We start from the raw sequence: 17,914 nt of genomic DNA, 5'->3' as shown, positions 1-17,914 counted from the left end.
AGGAGCCAGAAGCCGCTTTGCCAAGCGTTGAGACCACAAAATACACGATATTGGTCAACGCGTCGCAGGAAAACGGCTCAATGGTTAGCGCATTGGTAAAGGCGGCAGGAGCGATAATCCGCGGCGCTCACGCAAAACCGATGCGATTTTATAGTTATAACTTGGCAAAATATGATCAAAACCAAACCGGTTTTCGCCACGATTACGTTGTTCTGGTTCGATAATTACGCCATCCTTGTTCTTCGTAAGTAAGCACCCGTTTAAGGTGAATTTACGGCCATTATCCGTAAACTGATAAAGATTGCTCAGCGCTTCATGCACAGCACTTGGAGAGGGCAGATAAGCAGTTGCACCAACCATAGCCAATAAAACGCGCAGCGCTTCATGATACACCGCATCGCGCGGGCCAGCATTATGTATGATCGCACCCCCGCCATTCTCAAAAATAGAAACATTATCCGCATCAGCCAGAAACACAGCGACCGCATGTTCTGACGTTAAATCTGCCTCTGTTTCTACCGCGCGGGACGCCGCCTCGCTTAAATCTTGGCGTGTGCGCACACGCTCAAAACGGCGATCCTTATTGGATGGGTCTTCAACCCATGTCACCGCATTGGCTTGCAAAAACGCTTGAAGCTGAGACTTCTCTAAACTTAAAAAAGGCCGCGCAAACCACGTGCGACAATCATAAAGCGTGGCCTCGCTGATACCATGCGCGGTCCCGCCGTGTCGTTGAGCGCGCATTGTTTTGGTCTCAATGTCATCGCCTTTATTATGGGCGATAAGCACCAATGACGTATTATGGCGCTGTGCCGCTTCGCTCAGCAATCGGTAGCGCGCTTCGCGTGCCTTCTGCTGGATGCCTGTCTTGGGTTTTTCGTCCTCCCAACGGGCAATCTCATGGGCAATGCCGTAAGTCTTGCAAATTTGCCCGACATGCTGCGCTTCTTGGTGGGATTCTGCGCGCAAACCATGATCGACAGTCACCGCAATCAGTTCGCACTGGGGGTAATGTTCATCCAAGTAAGAATGTGCTGCCAGCGTTAGTGCAAGGCTGTCACTGCCGCCCGAAAGCCCAACAATAATTTTCTTAAAATCGGCAAACCGAAAACGCTCAAACTGGGCATAAAGTGCATCCAGATGTTTCATGCTCTCTTGTTGCGCACGCGCCTCTAACACTTGATCACCAGCACTTGGCCTCTAACATTTGGCCTTCGCGCGTTCCTCATCGATCTTGTTGCGCAATGGCTGTGACATATCTGTATGCGTTTGAAGTGCATCGGTAAATGTCACACAGGCAACTTCGCGGTTACCCAAAGCGGCCATGATCGTGCCGATCTTATACATCGTTTCGGGTGCTTTGGAGGCATTGGGATAAAGCGAGCGCACTTCGATAAATTCATCCGCCGCATCTTCATATTTACCTTGCGCAAGCAGGCTTTCGCCAAGCCAGAACCGAGCATCGGCAATCAATGGGTCATTTGGATACGTACTTGAAAATGTCGAAAACACGCCTTCTGCCAGCTTATAATCGCCCGACAAGATATAGCCGTAACCTGCTTTATAAAGGTCTTCGGCATTCATCTCACCTGAAACGCTGGCAACCTGAGTCCCGTCAACTGATCTTTCGACACTCTTTGCCGAAAAATCAATGGACGTACCCACCACATTGCCGCTCTCATCAAGCGTAATCGCGCCTAAATTGCGTGGCGGCGCACCAGCATCCGCAACCGAAGAACCGCCAAGGCGCGGTTCTGTGTTCGTTGTAAGTGTTGGCTGAGTAGTCTGAGCAGCCTGCGCAACATCTGTGGTTTTTTCATCAGCAGAAGGCTGTACAGAACCCTGCTTTTGATCTTCAAGATCCTGAATACGGAATTCCATATCTTCCTGTTGCTTGCGCACATTTTCCTGCATTTGCAAAATCTGGAAGTTAAGTTCTTCAATCTGCCCGTTCAATTGACGAATTTGCTCTTGAAGTTCAGTGACACGCGGGTCACCCATCTGTGCAAGTGATGGCCCACTTGCAAACAATGTTGCGAACATTGTCAATTTTAGAATTAAAAAAACGCGATACATTAAATACTAACCCTCAATTTCATCCCTTAACTGACGTTCGAAAGTGAACGCCGCTACCACGGCAAAACTATGTCATTTTTTCCGTCAGCATAAATAAAAAAAGCGGCCTAAGCCGCTTTTTCGATAATTTTTGATAATTAAGTTCCGCTTGGGCCACCCAAATTGGTAACCGCTCGTCTATTCTGTGACCAGCAGGAGATGTCATCACACACGGCAACTGGACGTTCCTTACCGAAGGAAAGCGTTTTGATGCGGTTGCGTGCAACACCTTGCGATACAAGATAATCACGCGTAGCAGCAGCGCGGCGTGCGCCCAATGCCAAGTTGTATTCGCGTGTGCCGCGTTCATCGGCATGGCCTTCAACTGTGATCTGGTAGTTAGGGTAACGACCGAGCCACTGTGCCTGACGCGCCAATGTTTGCTGTGCATCACCGCGAATAGACGATGAATCCGTGTCAAAGAAAATGCGGTCGCCAACATTCACGGTGAAATCTTGTGTCGTGCCCGGCTGTGCGCCACCATTAGCACCAAGACCAAGATCGCCAGCATTGTTTGGCAAAGTGTTTTTCTTTGCACAGCCAGCAAGAGCGAGTGTTGTCATAAGAACCAGTGCCATTGTGCGCACTGCAGATGATGTCGAGAATTGTTGTGTCTGGGTCAGGCGCATGGCCTTTTCCTCTTCAATCTTATTGGTTTGGGTTATCTTTTGATAACCTTATTTGCGTTAACGGCCACTCAAGAGAGATGGTTACCGAGAAATTAAGTAAATCAGCCAAGAACCGCTGTTGCCGCATGCCCCTGTGCGAGAAATGCGGCAAATTAACGGCACAAGGCAAATTTTTGCCTCAATCAAGTAAAGGCGACCATGCCGGATCAGAGCCGTAATTCGGTGTTTCGATCTTCTGTTCATTACGGCCAGTCAGATCAATTGAATAAAGCTGCGGCCCTGCAGAGCCCGAACCTTGGCGGAAGAACATCAACACACGGCCATTGGGTGCCCATGTCGGTCCCTCATTGTGAAAGCCAGTTGTCAAAATGCGCTCACCTGAACCATCAGGACGCATAACCCCGATAGAAAACTGGCCGCCGGACTGTTTGGTAAAGGCAATCAGATCGCCGCGCGGTGACCATACTGGTGTGGAATAAGAACCATTACCAAACGATATGCGCGTTGCACCGCCGCCCCCGCCTGCGCCCATAACATAGAGCTGCTGACGGCCGCCACGGTCAGATTCAAACACAATCTGGCTACCATCTGGCGAATAAGAAGGTGATGTATCAATCGATGGTGAGTTCGTCAGACGCGTTGTATTGCGCGAGCCCAAATCCATGGAATAGATATTCGCGTTACCATCTTCCTGCTGCAAGCTCATTATTACTTTTGAACCATCAGGAGAAAACCGCGGGCTAAATGTCATGCCTGGAAAATCACCCACAAGCTCGCGCTGGCCGGTTTCCAATTGCAACAAATAAACTTTAGGCTGACCACCAGCAAAATCCATATAGGTGATTTCTTGGCGTGATGGTGAAAAGCGCGGTGTTAAAACAAGATCGCCGCCATTGGTCAGATTGCGCACATTGGCACCATCTTGATCCATAATAGCCAATTTTTTAACGCGGTTGGTTTTCGGGCCAGATTCGCTAACGAACACAACACGCGAGTCAAAATAACCTTTTTCCCCCGTTAGCCGTTCATAAATCGCATCTGCAATAATATGGGCCACACGGCGCCAGTTTTCACCGGTTGTAAAAAACTGCTCGCCTGCCATTTGTTCACCAACAAATGTATCCCAAAGGCGGAATTCCGCTTTCAAACGGCCCCCTTCATCGGTCACACGGCCAGTAACAAGCGCCTGCGCATTGATAACTTTCCAGTCTTCAAAGCGTGGCGCAGCATCAGGATTGCTGACTTTTTCAATAAAAGCCGCCTTATCAATCGGTGCAAAAAGCCCCGAACGCCGAAGGTCGGCTTCTACCACTTGGCTAATCTTTGCGCCAATACCATCACCAGAAATAAAATCGGTAATCGCTATCGGTAGCGGTTCGATATTACCCTTATTGATGTCGATCTCGACCAGCGCGCGTGCTGGGAGCGTAAGCATAATGATCGCGGCGATGGTCATAACCATCGGGCGTAGCAAACGGATCGATGCTGTCTTCAACATTAAACTATTCCTCTTTAGACCAAGCGTTTTATCACGCATTTTGATTTTTGTAGCGGTCAATTGTGTCATCTAAACATCTCGGATGGGTCAAAGTTCACGACCACATCGCGCCAGCTGTCATATTTATCGCTAGGCAACTGAAAACCTTTACTACCACAACGTGCCACAGCGCGCACGGCACTGTCATCAAGTTGGCGGTTGCCAGATGATGTCGTCACCCGTGGTTTGCCTTCAAGTTGCGCTGATTGGTTAAGTTGGAACTGAACGGAAACTTTCAAGCCCACTTCGCCCTGCGCACTGGCTGGAATGCTCCAGCATGATTGAATCTGACCGCGCAGAGAATCCATCTCGCTTTGCGTCAACGTATTGCCGCTTGTGGTTTTCTTGCCGCCAGCAGAAGCTTTTTGATTATTGGCTTTCGAACCACCGCCTGAACCTTTTTCACGGTTCAAGAGTGATGCCACTTCATCAGACTTTTCTTCTGTTTTTTCTTTTGTTGTCGAAGATTGCGCTTGTTGCGTTTCTTCTTTTTTGCGCTCGGGTGTTTTAGCTGTTTGCGCTTGCGGTTTTTCTGGACGAGCAGCCGGTGTTGGCAATTGATCTGGCAATTGCACGCTTTTCGGCGCTTCATCTGGCACAGGCTGCGGTTCAGCTTTCGCGATTAATTCTTCAACCGCGTCTTCGACCACTTCTTCTTTTGGTTCAGGTTTTGGTGCAACTTCAGTGGCAGGTGTCGCCACCGGCTCAGGTTTTTCTTCAACAACCGGCTTTGGTTCTTCGCGCGGTGCAGGACGCGGCACAGGAACCTGCGACGGGTCTGGCAAACGCGCCTCTTCGACTTCCACTGCTTTTTGCGTTTCAGTTTCAGGCGTTGACTGATCTTTTTCCTGATTGCCCGTATTCACAGCATCAGGGTCAGGTTTTGGCGGTTCAGTTGGCGCAAGCGAAGCTGGCCCATCTTTAGGCGCATCCTGCGCACCTTCCTGAATCTGCGTTAATTCCTGAATCGTAACCAGTTCAATCGGCAATGCTTCAACATCATCTACTTCAAATGATGCAGGCGCACTGAGGCTGACCAGCCCCCATCCAAGAACCAGTACGTGTAGTGTAACCGATGAGGCTAGACCCGCGCGCATCTTATTACCCGTCGCTTTCCTGAAGCGTCACAAGGCCAATATTTTTGTACCCTGCTTGATTAATACGGCCCATAACTTTCATGATCGTGCCATAGTCAGCTGATTGATCACCGCGAATATAAATACGCTCATCATAACCGGTTTCAGCAATCGCTTCGAGTTTGGGCACAACTTCCTCAATCGCAATCGCTGTTTCTTGTAGAAAGATTTCGCCGCTTTGATTAACCGAAATTGTAATCGGCTGTGTGTCAGAATTAAGTGCTTTTGCCTGTGTTTCAGGCAAATCAATAGGCACGCCAACAGTTAGCAAAGGTGCAGCCACCATAAAGATGATAAGCAGCACCAGCATAACGTCCACGAAAGGCGTTACGTTAATTTCCGCAATCGGGCGCGCGCCTGCTGAGCGGCGGTTGCGTTTGCGGCGAGATACGTATCCGGCAGAACCAGCCATAAAAATTACTCCGCAGCTGTTCGCTGTGATGCACGCTCATCAATCTGGCGTGATAAGATGCCTGAAAATTCATCGGCAAAAGCTTCTAAGCGCGAACCGATCTTACCGGCATCAGTTGTCAGCTTGTTATAAGCAAGCAGTGCTGGAATAGCGGCCAACAGACCAATAGCCGTTGCCAATAGCGCTTCTGCGATACCAGGTGCCACGACAGCAAGGTTGGTTGAATCAGAACCCGCAATCGCTTGGAACGATGTCATAATACCGATAACCGTACCGAAAAGACCGACATACACAGCAATCGAGCCAACAGAAGCCAAAAAGCCAAGGCGTGCCTCAAGCTTGTCCATCTCGCGCATCAATGCGACATCCATTGCGCGGTCAATACGGCTTTGCAGGCTAATCGGCGAACGTGCGCCGCGCTCATAGGATTTTTTCCATTCGCGCATTGCAGCAACAAATAAAGACCCCATGCCCGACGTTTTACGGTCCGCAAGTGTGCGGTAAAGCTCTTCCAGTGATTGACCAGACCAAAAGGTTTCCTCAAAGCGGTTGAGCTGTGAGCGCATACGCTTAAAGGCTATCGATTTATCAATAACAATCGCCCAGGTCCAAATAGAGGCCCCCAGCAAACCGATCATCACCATCTTCACGATCAAGCCAGCCTGTAGAAATAGGCCTAGAATCGAGACGTCGTGTTCCATTTCAAAGTCCTTCGAATCGAAACGCCCGGCGTTTAACGTCACCGGGCGGCAAATTGCGCGCTGTGTGAAGTAAGTCGCCTAAGCTTTATTATGAGCAGGCACTTCGAGCACAAATTAGGTGAAACAATGGCACAAGCGTGACACAGCCTCATTCAGGCGCATTAATAACTCATTATCCTTAAAAGAGTCTTAGGATTCTAACTTATTCAATCAGAATCACTCACCACAAGCGCGCCAAAGGTTTCTTTCCAGTCTTGCGGAAAACGCCGTGGCTTGCCCTCATTATTAATCAGAGCGGCGGTTACTTCAGCCTCAATCAGCACATCATCACCGCGCAAAATCTTTTGCGACATCATACAGCGCGCACCGCCAACAAATGTCAGCTGCGTTTCAATCTGCAAAATATCGTCGATGGAAGCGCTTGCTTTAAAATCAAGCTCCATGCGCCGCACGACCCAAAACAAAGCGCCCTCATCATTGTTCAACAGATCGCTGTGATGCACACCAATGCAGCGCAAAAAATCAGAACGCCCCCGCTCCAGAAACTCAAGATATCGCCCGTGATACACTGCGCCTGAAAAATCTGTGTCGGCAAAATATACCCGCGCGATCAGCCGATGCGTTTTTTCGTCGATGATGCCGCAAAGCGAGACAGCTTCGCCGCGTTCACCATTTTGAGAGTTTGTCATGTCAGCATCCAGTTTCGCGTGGTATTTACCCGTCATGATTGACTTTAAACAGATATTAATTGCAAGATTTATTGCTGCGGTGCTCGCTGTAACATTGATATTCAATGTCACACCGACTTATGCAGCCACCTTTAAGGCTGGCCGCGGCATTAGCATGGATCAATGGGTTACATGGCCCAATGAAAGCCGCTGGAACGATGACGATGTTCTCACAAACTTCCCCGAATGGCAGCAATTTGTCTCTGACGAGGCGATACAAACGCTCCGTAGCGATGGCCTATCAACAATTCGCATGCCCATCGACCCAGCAATTTTCTTGCATGATGAAGATCAAAACCGGCGCGAAACGCTGCTCAAAAACATGCACCGCGCTATTGATCGTATCTTAGATGCTGACCTCAAAGTCATCGTCGATCTACACACCATCACTTATGGGCCGGACGTAGAGATAATTGGCCTGAGTAAAATTTTGAATGACGACCTAATTTTTGTGAAATACAAAGAACTGGTTGCCTCAATCGCTGAAACCTTATCTGATTATGACGCGGAAAAAGTCGCGCTCGAAATCATCAATGAACCGCAATATGATTGTGGTTCATCAGACGACATGAAAATTTGGCAGGCCCAAGCAACTCAGCTTCATGATGCTGCGCGCAAAGCCAACGACACAATTACCTTGGTCGTTCCCGGTGCCTGTTATGCCTCTGCCCAAGGGCTGATCAATCTTGACCCTAAAGCGTTTGGCGATAAAAACATCATCTGGACTTTTCATTCCTATGATCCGTTTATCTTAACCCACCAAAGCGCAGGCTGGGTCAGCAAACCGGTCAGTGCATTTAAAAACCTGCCCTATCCACCTTCACAGCTTAGCTCTCCGGCCATTCGCACATTGCCAGATGACAATGATCGCTACATCGACAGCACATTGAGCGGTGATGAGCGCAGTAATGCTGGCTGGTATATCCGCAATGAATTAGAAGAATGGGGCAGCGACGAAGACCTCGTCGAATTGCTCGAAGAACCATTTGAGAAAGTTGCCACATGGGCTGCCCGTCATGACATTGCGCCAGACGAAATATTCCTAGGCGAGTTTGGTTTTATCGCGCAGGAATATGGCAAGGATTTCAAAATCCCGTCTGAATGGCGCATTGCCTATCTAAAAGACATGATCGCATTGGCAGACAAATATGAATTTGGCTGGTCAATGTGGTCGTTTGGCGGTGCCTTCGGCATGGTACAAACCTTTGGCGGGCAGACCATGCCGGGCGATCTTATAAAAGAACTCGATTTACCTAAAAACAATTAGTCCAGCGTGATAATTTCACCGCGCGCAGGATAGTTCTTATTAACAATGAAATCGATCGTATTGAGGAATGGTTCAAGCGCCGGACGACCCCATGGTGCACTTTGCACACTGGAATAGAACAATGTGTTGTCCGGCTTAATCAGGAAAAATCCCGGTTCAGCAAATTTAATCGGCTCTTCAACATTCACAGATGTCAAACCGCGGCTTGTCGAAATGAATAAGCCCCACTGGCGCGCTTGTTCCAATGTCAAACCATAGGCAAGCTTCAACTTATCAAGCTTGGCGGAGGCGTGCATTTCCTTGGCGCGGTCTTCTCCATCAACCGAAATCGCAGTTAGCTTTGCGCCCTTTTGCTCGAATTGTTCAACCAGCGCTTCGGCTTCTTCAAGCTGTTTGCGGCAAACAGGACAGTGCCATCCGCGATAAAAAATCAAAATTGAAAATGTATCAGGCGCTTCATTCGTAAGGCTCCACTCACCGCCTCCAACAAGCGGCAATGTAAGATCCGGAACCGGTTGGCGCGGAATCAGCGTTTGAATATCGTTCTGCATGGCTTTCTCCTTTGCCCAAGCTAACTCTCTTTTGCGGAAATTGATCCACAAGAGCCAATCACAAAAACTTGTGTTCGCAAATGATGCTGATTACGCATCACCATCATCAAACAAGCCCGTCTGCACTGCCGCCATATCAGACGGCGCTTTCAGCCCCATATGGTCCCAAGCGCGCGGTGTCATAACGCGGCCGCGCGGCGTGCGCTGAATAAAGCCCTGCTGAATAAGATAAGGCTCGATAATATCTTCAATCGCATCACGCGGTTCTGAAAGCGCAGCGGCAATCGTTTCAATACCAACCGGACCGCCGCCAAAATTGCGAGCGATCTGATTGAGATAGCGTCGGTCAAGCGAATCCAGCCCAATCGTATCAACTTCGAGCCGTGAAAGCGCCTTATCGGCAATATCTTTGGTCACAACGCCGGATTTAGCAACATCGGCAAAATCGCGCACACGGCGCAGCAAGCGCCCAGCAATACGCGGTGTGCCTCGCGAGCGCTTGGCAATTTCCATCGCGCCCTCATCATCAATATTGAGGCCCATAATCCGCGCGCCGCGCCGCACGATTTTCTCAAGCTCTTGGGCGGTATAAAATTCAAGCCGCACAGGTATGCCGAAACGATCGCGCAAAGGCGTGGTTAAAAGCCCAAGCCGTGTTGTTGCCGCAACAAGTGTAAATTTCGATAGATCAATTTTGACTGAACGCGCCGCAGGCCCCTCGCCGATAATCAGATCAAGTTGATAATCTTCCATCGCTGGATAGAGAATTTCTTCAACCGCTGGATTAAGCCGGTGTATCTCATCAATGAACAAGACATCGCGCTCTTCAAGGTTTGTCAAAAGCGCAGCAAGGTCGCCCGCCTTGGCAATCACCGGACCAGATGTGGAGCGGAAATTGACACCCAATTCCTTGGCCATAATTTGCGCAAGCGTTGTTTTGCCAAGCCCAGGAGGGCCAACAAAAAGCACATGGTCTAGCGCTTCGCCGCGGTTCTTGGCCGCTTCGATAAATACTTTTAGATTTTCGCGCGCAGCTTTCTGACCTGTAAAATCATCAAGCGTTTGCGGCCGTAGCGAAGTGTCAAAATCTTCGCCCTTTTTCTCGGCATCGATAATACGGTCAGCGTCGTTCATCAAAGTCCCTTTAATCCGAACATGCCACGGCTACACCATAGGATAAACGCTGTCACGGCACCCAAGCTGCTAATCATCAGTGTTCCTGACCAGAAAGCTTCCGGCAAAACCAAGCCGACAATAAGTACTGCGGGTATAAAACCACCTAAAAAGCCACTGATAACGGCTCTTATAACGTCCATTGAACCCGAGCGCCTGCGCCATTCAACCATAATAAATCCACCGATTAATCCACTTGGCACAAACCACACGGCTAAATAGATGAGCGATAAAAAGTACACAAAATGAAACGCGATAAAGTCAACATAGATGACGTTATATATAAAAGTGCCAATAAGCGGACCTAAAAAGCCCGCGACCAGAACGCATCTAACTTTTTCTGAAAATGTCATCATTTTACGATAGCTGAAAAAACAATCACCGCGCCAATTCCTTCAAGCCAAGCCTAATAAGCTTTGCGCTATCAGCATCTTCACCTGCATCACGCAACGCTGCGCCAACAGCATTGGCTGCCTGCTCGCGTGAATAACCAAGATTGGAAAGCGCCGACACCGCATCAGTTACAGCGCTGGAAGCGACACCTTCGCCAAGGTCTTGTTTTAAACCCATCGTGCCAGCCGCTTCGCCAGAAAAAGCAGGAGCCTTGTTTTTAAGCTCGGTGACAATGCGCTGCGCAACCTTTGGTCCAATGCCGGGCGCACGTGCCACCATGACTTTGTCTTGCAGCGCGATGGCGTTTGCCAGATCAGATGGCGTCAGCGTCGACAAAATAGCCAGCGCCACCTTTGCGCCAACGCCTTGCACAGATTGCAACAAGCGAAACCAATCGCGCTCCAAAACCGTTGAAAAGCCAAAAAGCTTGAGCTGATCTTCGCGCACATAGGTTTCTATGTGCAACACCGCCGCTTCGCCCGCCGTCATTTTTGAGAGCGTGCGCGCTGAACAAAATGCGACATAACCAACGCCGTGCACATCTAAAATAATGTGGTCTTCGTCAATTTCATCAACCGTGCCTTTGAGTTTTCCGATCATGCCGATGCAAACCTTTTTTCCAAACGTCGTGCTTTACGCATATGCGCATGACATATTGCAATCGCCAATGCGTCGGCAGCATCTTCGGTTGAAAACTGCGCGCGCGGCATCAATACTTTCACCATCATAGCAATCTGCTTTTTATCGCCGTGGCCGACACCAATAACCGATTTTTTGACTTGGTTCGGTGCATATTCCTCAACCGGCAACCCCGATAATGCTGGCACCAGCATCGCAATGCCCCGTGCTTGGCCAAGCTTCAACGTGGATGCTGGATTGGCATTCGAAAATGTGTTTTCCACCGCCGCCTCTTGCGGCATATTGGTGTGAATGACTTCAACCAACCCATCGTGCAATTCGCGCAAACGCGAGGCCAAATCGAACTTTGCGGTCGAAGTAACAGTTCCAGAATCGATAAACTTCAATGAATTGCCAAGAGATTCAATAATCCCCCAACCGGTGCGCTGAAGCCCGGGGTCAATGCCGATAATGCGAATCGCTTCTGTCATGCTCAAACCTGTTTTATTCTCTTTACCGCAATAATCGGCAAAAGTGAACAAACCAGAAACATTTTACAGACTTACACAAGACACCCAGCGCATGGGCATTCGCATAATCAAGTCAACCGATGCAGACCACGGCTTCTATGCTTGAAGATTTTTATAATCTGGCACCAAACAACAGTGGCATATTGTTTAAAGATCATATCATAATCTTCAAAAATGGCAGCGGCGCGTATCTCAATATCATGATTGCCGACAGAATTTGGAAAGCAATGATTTGATCGAACTGATTTATGCGCACCTAAACAATCCCGCTAGCCAGATTGTTCTATGTGTTGTGTTCATAACGGGCATTGTGCGCGGCTTTTCAGGTTTTGGAACTGGCATGCTTGTCGGCCCTGTCACAGCCGCACTCTTCACGCCTAAAATTGCACTAGCGCTTATCGCGATCATTGATAGCGTGCCAGCAATAGCGCTTGCTTGGTCAGCGCGCCACAAAACACAATGGCGCGAAGTGCTGCCACTGGTTCTTGGTTACTTGGTTTTGATGCCGCTCGGCATTTACGTGTTAAAAACAGCCGAACCAATCGCAATGCGCTGGTTCATTTGTATTTCCATAATGCTGGCTGTTACTCTTTTGTGGGGCGGTTTTAAATATCGCGGTCCACGCAGCAAATCGGTGTCCGTTAGCGTTGGTGCAACCAGTGGTTTTATGGGGGCTGCCGCAGGACTACCCGGCCCACCTGCCCTGCTCTATTGGATGGCGGGCGATAACAAAGCGGCACAAGTGCGCGCCAATATGATTTTCTATCTGTTCCTGACAGATATCATTATTTTGATCGGTTATTACTTCGGACAAATCTTCACAGCTGAAGCGATAGCGCTTGGCATATTGGCCATGCTACCTTATTTTATCGGCCTTCATATTGGCGCAAAATTTTTTATTGGCGCCAGCGAAGTGTTGTATAAGCGCGTTGCTTTTTCTCTGATTTTAGCCGCTTCCATTTTGGCATTGCCATTGCTCGACAATGTTCTGCGCTAACAAACTTGTTTTTAGCGCTTAGTTCGCAATCTTGCATCCCACTCTAATCGCGCCCCAATGCCTGCCTTGAACAAAGATCGGTGCGGACAAATCTTTCATAAGTGAAAAAACACCGCCCCCCATATCGCGGCGATAGGTCTGCATTAGAAACGGCTTTGTATTGCGTCCCGCTGCCAGTCCGGTTCGATCATTAAATATGCGCCGATTTCGGCAATTGGCAGCATTCCAAATCGGATCGTTCGATTGTGGCTTGGAATAAATATTATTATGCGTTGGCAGATAACCGTTACGGTCAATCGCAGCGCAAAACGCAATACGCGTATCAAGTTCTAAAAACGGCTCTTGAATATCTGGCATCACACGGTCGGTAAAATCAGTGAACTGCGTGCGGACTTGTTGCGGATTACTATTCGGGATCGGTTGATAATTTTCATCAAACAGCGCGGAGATACTCATTGTCCCCGCCGCTACAGCTTGTTCAAATAGCGCAGCTGTTCGCTCTGCTGCATCAACACAGTGGCGTATGATCTGCGAATCTTCGGTTTCTACACCGCTTTGCTCAATCAACAAGATCATTTCTTCGGTAAAGCTAACCAATGTGTCGAACTTGTTGGATGTATCGCTCAGCGCCGCGCTATTGACCTTTACTTCACCATTGAGCGTGCCCATCGTATCAATGATACGGCCACAAAGCTCTGAATTGCGGTCCACGGGACCAACAATCTCGCCAATTGAAGCCGTCAATGTATCAACCTGATCGCCAAACTCTCGAAACCGTCCAAATTCTGCGTCAATTTTCTCAGAACGCACCATGGCTTCGGCGGCCAGTTTGCGGCTGGTTTCACCATGTTTCACAAGTTCGCTAACGGTCGCTTCAAGCGCGTTCAAACGGGCCGTAATGTTTTTTGAAACTTCCGATGTTTGCACCGCCAATTCGCGCACGGAACTCGCAATAATCGAAAACCCTTTGCCCGCATCACCGGCTCTGGTGGCAATAATGCCTGCATTGATCGCAAGCATTTGTGTTTCGCTTGCAATTTTCTGAATTGATTCTGAGTAATTATAGACTTCTGAAATTTTCTCTTTAACGCCAGAAAACTCGTTCGTGACCGTATCGGCCGATTGAGCCATCGCTGTGATATCACTTGAAGCGGCGGTGAAAATCTCTTCGACTGACTCTGTCGTTGTTTTTAAACCCTGCTGCACACCATCAGCAATACTCGTAGCTTGGCTCAAAACGTCAGACAATTGAACATTGGCAACGGCAATTTCTTCGGCGGAGGAATAAACATCAGCAAAAGCATCGGATTGCTTGGCCATTGCACTGGCAACATCGCCCACAATACCGGAAGTATCGGCAATATTCACCGCCAAAGTGCTGATCTGCCCGCCAACATGGGCAATCACATCGGCCATACCTTCGGGATTTAGATTTTCAGCAAGCTGTTCAGCATCCAAATCGAGGTAAGCGTCCTCCGCTTCCTCGGCCTTCAGCATTGGTTCAATCATCGCAATTGCCTCCCCGCAACGTCGCATAAGTTAGAAACTATATGCGAACGATTGCGTGAGGCTTGCCATATGACGTAGCGGAACATTGTACTTTAGTAGTACAATGTTCGAAATCACACTGTAAGGCGTGAAACCTATGCGTCGAGTTTTGCCAGAACGTCTTCAGCAATATCTTCGTTTGAGAAAACATTCTGAACATCATCATCTTCATCAAGAACATCAAGCAGACGCATCAATGTCGCGGCTTTCTCTTCATCAACAGGCGTTTGGTTTTGCGGACGCCAGATAATGTTGACAGATTCTGCTTCGCCAAGCGCTGCTTCAAGCGCCTTTGAAACTGAACCCAGATCCTCAAAGGCACATGTAATCGTGTGGCCTTCTTCTTCAGAAACAACGTCTTCGGCGCCAGCTTCGATGGCAGCTTCCATCACAGCATCAACATCGCCAGCTTCTGGCTTATAGGTGATTTCGCCAACACGGTCGAACATGAACGAAACAGAACCTGTCTCGCCAAGTGCACCACCGTTTTTAGCAAAAGCTGAGCGAATGTTAGAGGCTGAACGATTGATATTGTCTGTGAGCGCTTCAACAACAATGGCAACACCGCCCGGGCCATAGCCCTCATAGCGCATTTCTTTATAGTCCTCAGCATCGCCGCCAGAACCCTTGTTGATCGCACGGGCGATATTGTCCTTGGGCATGGATTGGCCCTTGGCGTTCTGGATAGCCAGACGCAAACGTGGGTTCATATCCGGATCGACAGTACCGCCGCCCATTTTCACAGCAACCGTGATTTCCTTGGAAAGACGCGAGAAAATCTTAGAGCGCAGTTTATCCTGACGGCCCTTACGGTGTTGAATATTTTTAAATTTCGAATGACCAGCCATAAAAGTCTCTTATTTTAGCGATTGGTTTTGATGCTTGCTTGTAGAAAAGAACAAGCGAAACGTCCAGCGTCCAAACGAGGATTTTAAAGTGAGCCTTTTTATAAAGGTATGAGACTGCCAATGTGGCGCGGTGTGTCACGCGTTCAAAAAACAGCTTTAGTAGCATCTTGGATAAAACCTGCTGGTCATATATGGATCAAATCCAAGCAAGATTGGGTTGTTCTGCCGCAAGGCGATTTGACCTATGAAGGCCAGCCTGAAAATTATGATGCGCTCATTTGCGCCTACCAGCGGACTTAAATTATGCTTTCAAAAATCGCCCTAACAATAATTGTTATCGGCATCTGCATCTGGTGGTTTTTAAAAGAAAACACCCGCCGCGGCCATATCACTATACGCGGTTATATTTTTCTGACCGCTTTGGAGAGCGGAAAAACCAAAGATGAAGCCAATCATGCTTCCAGTGCACCGTTTGACCAGATTCCACCGGTGATCATTCATAGCACAATGGATTATCTTGATAAAAACTATGGCGGCAAGCAGATGAAGCTCATTGCAGCAGCGCGTAAAAAAGGCATGAAACATTAGTTTCTGCACATCGTTGCGCCCAGCCTTTGCATAACATTATTTCGCCTCAAAAACGCGGCTTTATGCAGCATGGATTGAGGAGGTTGATAATGAGTAACACGATAAGCCGTATAGCACTCACAATAACGGCGTTGGCATTAACGACGCCTGCATTTGCAATTGAGCGCGTCGACACGCCCCAAACGACATGTGCGAATATTCAAAACATTCTAAACCGTGATGGTGCAGCTATTCTGCGCTATCCGTCAAAACGCGTTGCAAATTATACGCTCTATGATCGCTATGTTTCGGGCGATCGATTTTGCAAAAGGGACGAAAGAGCTGAACCTGCTCTCGTGCCGTCAAAGGATCGCGCCAACTGCCACGTCCGACTTTGTAAAACCTATGAACCGATCATCGACTTCTTTGATTAAGTAGCAAATAATTTACCTTATTGATTAAACTGATATTCAAGACCTTACGTTACGTTCACTCTAAAGAGGGTGAATGATGTTTAGTCTTACAAAACAAATGCTTCTCGTTATGGGATGGGCAGTAGTCGGTGCACAGGTCGTCACCTATGCTATTGTTCAGGCACTTATGCCGCACATGTTAGAACCCGCAATTATGCTTGCCCCAATCATATCTACGATTGTTGCTATCCCTCTTGGATTTGTATTTTTCAAGCAAAATGAACGGCTGAACAACGCAAATCTCCAACTATTATCGACCAATGAAAACTTAGAACGCGAGACTGCAATCGCCCGCTATGAGGCTTCAATTGACCCGATGACACGTGTCCTCAACCGTGTGCATTTCGTTCGCAATGTCGAATCTTGCCGCCAAGAAGAAGTGCAGGAAGGCTATTTTCTGATGTTGGATGCAGACAATTTCAAGAAAATAAACGACACATATGGCCATGATATTGGCGACGCCGCGCTAATGACGATCACCAATGTTATTCGCGACACGATTAGAGAAGATGACTTCGTTGGCCGATTGGGCGGCGAAGAATTTGGTATTTACCTGCGCCTGCTCAACAAAAGACAGGCCTATGAAATTGCAGAGCGCATTCGCGAAAAAGTTGCTAAATCACCGATTGATGTGGGTGCCGATAAACCTTTTAACTTCACCGTGTCTATTGGTGCAGTGTTTGCTGCCAAAGAGCAAAATGTTTCAGAGATCATGAAACACGCAGACAAAAATCTTTATCATGCCAAACACAGAGGCCGTAACCGCGTTGTATTTGATGCCATAACGCGGTCAGGCAAAAGAGCTGTCAAACTTATTGCATTAAGCGCCTAAATTCACCGCGCCACACGCAATACACCCTTCCCTTTACCACCATTCTGGCATTGTCTCGCTTAAACGCGGTCCAATCCGCAGTGGCGCAATTTTTTCTGCCAAGCCCGTGCGGTCTGATGTTTCCACACAGACACCGCATAGCGTTGCAGGCCCATCAGCAGCCTCAAACCGGCCTTTTGGCACTTTCGTCAAAAACCGATTAAGCGGCTCTTCTTTGTCCATGCCGAGCGACGAATTATAATCGCCGCACATGCCAGCATCACTCATATAGGCCGTGCCACCTTCCATAATATGGTGGTCAGCCGTTGGCATATGTGTGTGCGTGCCAACAACTAGGCTCGCCTGCCCATCGACAAAATGTCCAAAACACATCTTTTCAGATGTGGCTTCTGCATGAAAATCAAACACCACCGCATCAAAAACTGAGCCCAATGCACCGCCTTCAAGCTGCGCCGAAGCACACGCAAAGGGATCATCAAGATCAGGATGCATGAACACGCGGCCCATGATGTTGGACACCATAACGCGTGCGCCATTGCGCGCTTCATAAACGCCCATACCGCGCCCCGGCGTGCCAGGTGGGTAGTTTCCAGGGCGCAGAAAACGGTCTTCACGCGCCGCAACACCCAAAGCTTCCTTCTGGTCCCACACATGATTGCCGGTCGTCACCACATCGGCACCAGCATCAATCGTTGCCTGAAAAATAGCACCGGTAATACCAAACCCTGCGGCGGCGTTTTCACCGTTCACAATCACAAAATCGAGTTTATGGTCCGAAATCAAACCAGGAAGCTGATCAAAAACCGCTGTGCGGCCAGATCGGCCAACCATATCGCCTAGAAATAAAATACGCATTTGA

General features: G+C 48.6%; 22 protein-coding genes. 6 read left to right on the top strand and 16 right to left on the bottom strand.

Translation table 11 applies throughout. From position 1 onward, the window contains the following. Nucleotides 1-84: 84 nt before the first annotated feature. The 8 genes from tilS to C504_RS0110100 all read right to left on the bottom strand — a co-directional run bounded on the left by tilS (nt 85) and on the right by C504_RS0110100 (nt 7,219). A complete protein-coding gene (tilS, locus tag C504_RS17610) occupies nt 85-1,149 on the bottom strand; it encodes a tRNA lysidine(34) synthetase TilS (protein ID WP_018689224.1) in 1,065 nt (354 codons plus the stop codon). A 51-nt stretch (nt 1,150-1,200) separates the two neighbouring features. Next, nucleotides 1,201-2,076 (bottom strand): tol-pal system protein YbgF, encoded by an 876-nt coding sequence (gene ybgF, locus C504_RS17605; RefSeq protein WP_018689223.1) that lies wholly within the window; start codon nt 2,074-2,076, stop codon nt 1,201-1,203. Between the two features lie 137 nt (nt 2,077-2,213). Then, entirely contained in the window at nt 2,214-2,693 is a 480-nt protein-coding gene (gene pal, locus C504_RS0110125) for a peptidoglycan-associated lipoprotein Pal (protein ID WP_245555181.1), read from the bottom strand. 229 nt (nt 2,694-2,922) lie between these two features. After that, nucleotides 2,923-4,206: a Tol-Pal system beta propeller repeat protein TolB gene (gene tolB / locus C504_RS0110120; protein WP_245555180.1), complete on the bottom strand. Its 1,284-nt coding sequence runs from the start codon at nt 4,204-4,206 to the stop codon at nt 2,923-2,925. 101 nt (nt 4,207-4,307) lie between these two features. Then, a complete protein-coding gene (locus tag C504_RS0110115; protein ID WP_018689220.1) occupies nt 4,308-5,378 on the bottom strand; it encodes a cell envelope integrity TolA family protein in 1,071 nt (356 codons plus the stop codon). Between the two features lie 4 nt (nt 5,379-5,382). Next, complete coding sequence (gene tolR, locus C504_RS0110110; protein WP_018689219.1) at nt 5,383-5,829, bottom strand: protein TolR; 447 nt, start codon at nt 5,827-5,829, stop codon at nt 5,383-5,385. Nucleotides 5,830-5,834: 5 nt separating this feature from the next. After that, nucleotides 5,835-6,530, bottom strand: coding sequence for a protein TolQ (gene tolQ / locus C504_RS0110105; protein WP_018689218.1), 696 nt, complete (start codon nt 6,528-6,530; stop codon nt 5,835-5,837). Nucleotides 6,531-6,736: 206 nt separating this feature from the next. Beyond that, the gene (locus tag C504_RS0110100; protein WP_018689217.1) at nt 6,737-7,219 is read right to left on the bottom strand and encodes a YbgC/FadM family acyl-CoA thioesterase; all 483 of its coding nucleotides are present in this window, start codon (nt 7,217-7,219) and stop codon (nt 6,737-6,739) included. Between C504_RS0110100 and C504_RS0110095 the strand changes: the two genes are divergently transcribed. Beyond that, complete coding sequence (locus C504_RS0110095) at nt 7,218-8,525, top strand: glycoside hydrolase family 5 protein (RefSeq protein WP_018689216.1); 1,308 nt, start codon at nt 7,218-7,220, stop codon at nt 8,523-8,525. The genes C504_RS0110100 and C504_RS0110095 overlap by 2 nt on opposite strands. On the opposite strand, the gene C504_RS0110090 is transcribed toward C504_RS0110095, so the two are convergent. The 5 genes from C504_RS0110090 to ruvC all read right to left on the bottom strand — a co-directional run bounded on the left by C504_RS0110090 (nt 8,522) and on the right by ruvC (nt 11,751). Further along, on the bottom strand, nt 8,522-9,076 hold the full coding sequence (locus C504_RS0110090; RefSeq protein WP_018689215.1) for a peroxiredoxin-like family protein: 555 nt from the start codon (nt 9,074-9,076) through the stop codon (nt 8,522-8,524). The genes C504_RS0110095 and C504_RS0110090 overlap by 4 nt on opposite strands. A gap of 90 nt (nt 9,077-9,166) precedes the next feature. Next, nucleotides 9,167-10,210 carry a Holliday junction branch migration DNA helicase RuvB gene (ruvB, locus tag C504_RS0110085; RefSeq protein WP_018689214.1) on the bottom strand — a complete coding sequence of 348 codons (1,044 nt, stop codon included), beginning with the start codon at nt 10,208-10,210 and terminating at the stop codon, nt 9,167-9,169. Then, nucleotides 10,210-10,605: a hypothetical protein gene (locus C504_RS0110080; RefSeq protein ID WP_018689213.1), complete on the bottom strand. Its 396-nt coding sequence runs from the start codon at nt 10,603-10,605 to the stop codon at nt 10,210-10,212. Before C504_RS0110080 ends, ruvB begins: the two co-directional genes overlap by 1 nt. A gap of 22 nt (nt 10,606-10,627) precedes the next feature. Continuing rightward, nucleotides 10,628-11,242 carry a Holliday junction branch migration protein RuvA gene (gene ruvA / locus C504_RS0110075; protein WP_018689212.1) on the bottom strand — a complete coding sequence of 205 codons (615 nt, stop codon included), beginning with the start codon at nt 11,240-11,242 and terminating at the stop codon, nt 10,628-10,630. Further along, nucleotides 11,239-11,751, bottom strand: coding sequence for a crossover junction endodeoxyribonuclease RuvC (ruvC, locus tag C504_RS0110070; RefSeq protein ID WP_018689211.1), 513 nt, complete (start codon nt 11,749-11,751; stop codon nt 11,239-11,241). The genes ruvA and ruvC overlap by 4 nt, the downstream gene beginning before the upstream one ends. Before the next feature lie 271 nt (nt 11,752-12,022). On the opposite strand from ruvC, the gene C504_RS17600 reads away from it, so the two are divergent. After that, complete coding sequence (locus C504_RS17600; RefSeq protein WP_169385107.1) at nt 12,023-12,787, top strand: sulfite exporter TauE/SafE family protein; 765 nt, start codon at nt 12,023-12,025, stop codon at nt 12,785-12,787. A gap of 18 nt (nt 12,788-12,805) precedes the next feature. Here the strand turns inward: C504_RS17600 and C504_RS0110055 are convergent, their stop codons facing one another. Then, the gene (locus tag C504_RS0110055; protein ID WP_018689208.1) at nt 12,806-14,296 is read right to left on the bottom strand and encodes a methyl-accepting chemotaxis protein; all 1,491 of its coding nucleotides are present in this window, start codon (nt 14,294-14,296) and stop codon (nt 12,806-12,808) included. 134 nt (nt 14,297-14,430) lie between these two features. Further along, nucleotides 14,431-15,183 carry a YebC/PmpR family DNA-binding transcriptional regulator gene (locus tag C504_RS0110050; protein WP_018689207.1) on the bottom strand — a complete coding sequence of 251 codons (753 nt, stop codon included), beginning with the start codon at nt 15,181-15,183 and terminating at the stop codon, nt 14,431-14,433. Between the two features lie 120 nt (nt 15,184-15,303). Here C504_RS0110050 and C504_RS0110045 point away from each other — a divergent pair, with 120 nt between their 5' ends. The 4 genes from C504_RS0110045 to C504_RS17590 all read left to right on the top strand — a co-directional run bounded on the left by C504_RS0110045 (nt 15,304) and on the right by C504_RS17590 (nt 17,055). Continuing rightward, a complete protein-coding gene (locus C504_RS0110045; RefSeq protein WP_018689206.1) occupies nt 15,304-15,483 on the top strand; it encodes a GFA family protein in 180 nt (59 codons plus the stop codon). Between the two features lie 3 nt (nt 15,484-15,486). Continuing rightward, entirely contained in the window at nt 15,487-15,771 is a 285-nt protein-coding gene (locus C504_RS0110040; RefSeq protein WP_018689205.1) for a hypothetical protein, read from the top strand. Between the two features lie 89 nt (nt 15,772-15,860). Beyond that, nucleotides 15,861-16,184, top strand: coding sequence for a hypothetical protein (locus C504_RS17595; RefSeq protein ID WP_018689204.1), 324 nt, complete (start codon nt 15,861-15,863; stop codon nt 16,182-16,184). A gap of 73 nt (nt 16,185-16,257) precedes the next feature. Then, complete coding sequence (locus C504_RS17590) at nt 16,258-17,055, top strand: GGDEF domain-containing protein (protein ID WP_018689203.1); 798 nt, start codon at nt 16,258-16,260, stop codon at nt 17,053-17,055. Nucleotides 17,056-17,088: 33 nt separating this feature from the next. On the opposite strand, the gene C504_RS0110025 is transcribed toward C504_RS17590, so the two are convergent. Next, nucleotides 17,089-17,910, bottom strand: a complete 822-nt coding sequence (locus tag C504_RS0110025) for a TIGR00282 family metallophosphoesterase (RefSeq protein WP_018689202.1) — start codon at nt 17,908-17,910, stop codon at nt 17,089-17,091. Nucleotides 17,911-17,914: the final 4 nt, after the last annotated feature.

The sequence above is a fragment of the Ahrensia kielensis DSM 5890 genome, assembly GCF_000374465.1.
Classification (GTDB): domain Bacteria; phylum Pseudomonadota; class Alphaproteobacteria; order Rhizobiales; family Rhizobiaceae; genus Ahrensia; species Ahrensia kielensis.
This window is presented reverse-complemented; position numbering and strand designations above follow the sequence as displayed.

Coding starts and splice junctions, on each gene's coding strand:
- tolQ (WP_018689218.1), bottom strand. CDS start 6,530: ATGGAACACGACGTCTCGATTCTAGGCCTATTTCTACAGGCTGGCTTG.
- C504_RS0110050 (WP_018689207.1), bottom strand. CDS start 15,183: ATGGCTGGTCATTCGAAATTTAAAAATATTCAACACCGTAAGGGCCGT.
- C504_RS0110040 (WP_018689205.1), top strand. CDS start 15,487: ATGCTTTCAAAAATCGCCCTAACAATAATTGTTATCGGCATCTGCATC.
- C504_RS17590 (WP_018689203.1), top strand. CDS start 16,258: ATGATGTTTAGTCTTACAAAACAAATGCTTCTCGTTATGGGATGGGCA.
- C504_RS0110055 (WP_018689208.1), bottom strand. CDS start 14,296: ATGATTGAACCAATGCTGAAGGCCGAGGAAGCGGAGGACGCTTACCTC.
- C504_RS0110100 (WP_018689217.1), bottom strand. CDS start 7,219: ATGACAAACTCTCAAAATGGTGAACGCGGCGAAGCTGTCTCGCTTTGC.
- ruvC (WP_018689211.1), bottom strand. CDS start 11,751: ATGACAGAAGCGATTCGCATTATCGGCATTGACCCCGGGCTTCAGCGC.
- C504_RS17595 (WP_018689204.1), top strand. CDS start 15,861: ATGAGTAACACGATAAGCCGTATAGCACTCACAATAACGGCGTTGGCA.
- C504_RS0110115 (WP_018689220.1), bottom strand. CDS start 5,378: ATGCGCGCGGGTCTAGCCTCATCGGTTACACTACACGTACTGGTTCTT.
- tilS (WP_018689224.1), bottom strand. CDS start 1,149: ATGAAACATCTGGATGCACTTTATGCCCAGTTTGAGCGTTTTCGGTTT.
- ybgF (WP_018689223.1), bottom strand. CDS start 2,076: ATGTATCGCGTTTTTTTAATTCTAAAATTGACAATGTTCGCAACATTG.
- C504_RS0110045 (WP_018689206.1), top strand. CDS start 15,304: ATGTGGCGCGGTGTGTCACGCGTTCAAAAAACAGCTTTAGTAGCATCT.
- tolB (WP_245555180.1), bottom strand. CDS start 4,206: ATGGTTATGACCATCGCCGCGATCATTATGCTTACGCTCCCAGCACGC.
- C504_RS0110090 (WP_018689215.1), bottom strand. CDS start 9,076: ATGCAGAACGATATTCAAACGCTGATTCCGCGCCAACCGGTTCCGGAT.
- C504_RS0110025 (WP_018689202.1), bottom strand. CDS start 17,910: ATGCGTATTTTATTTCTAGGCGATATGGTTGGCCGATCTGGCCGCACA.
- ruvB (WP_018689214.1), bottom strand. CDS start 10,210: ATGAACGACGCTGACCGTATTATCGATGCCGAGAAAAAGGGCGAAGAT.
- tolR (WP_018689219.1), bottom strand. CDS start 5,829: ATGGCTGGTTCTGCCGGATACGTATCTCGCCGCAAACGCAACCGCCGC.
- C504_RS0110095 (WP_018689216.1), top strand. CDS start 7,218: ATGTCAGCATCCAGTTTCGCGTGGTATTTACCCGTCATGATTGACTTT.
- C504_RS0110080 (WP_018689213.1), bottom strand. CDS start 10,605: ATGATGACATTTTCAGAAAAAGTTAGATGCGTTCTGGTCGCGGGCTTT.
- ruvA (WP_018689212.1), bottom strand. CDS start 11,242: ATGATCGGAAAACTCAAAGGCACGGTTGATGAAATTGACGAAGACCAC.
- pal (WP_245555181.1), bottom strand. CDS start 2,693: ATGGCACTGGTTCTTATGACAACACTCGCTCTTGCTGGCTGTGCAAAG.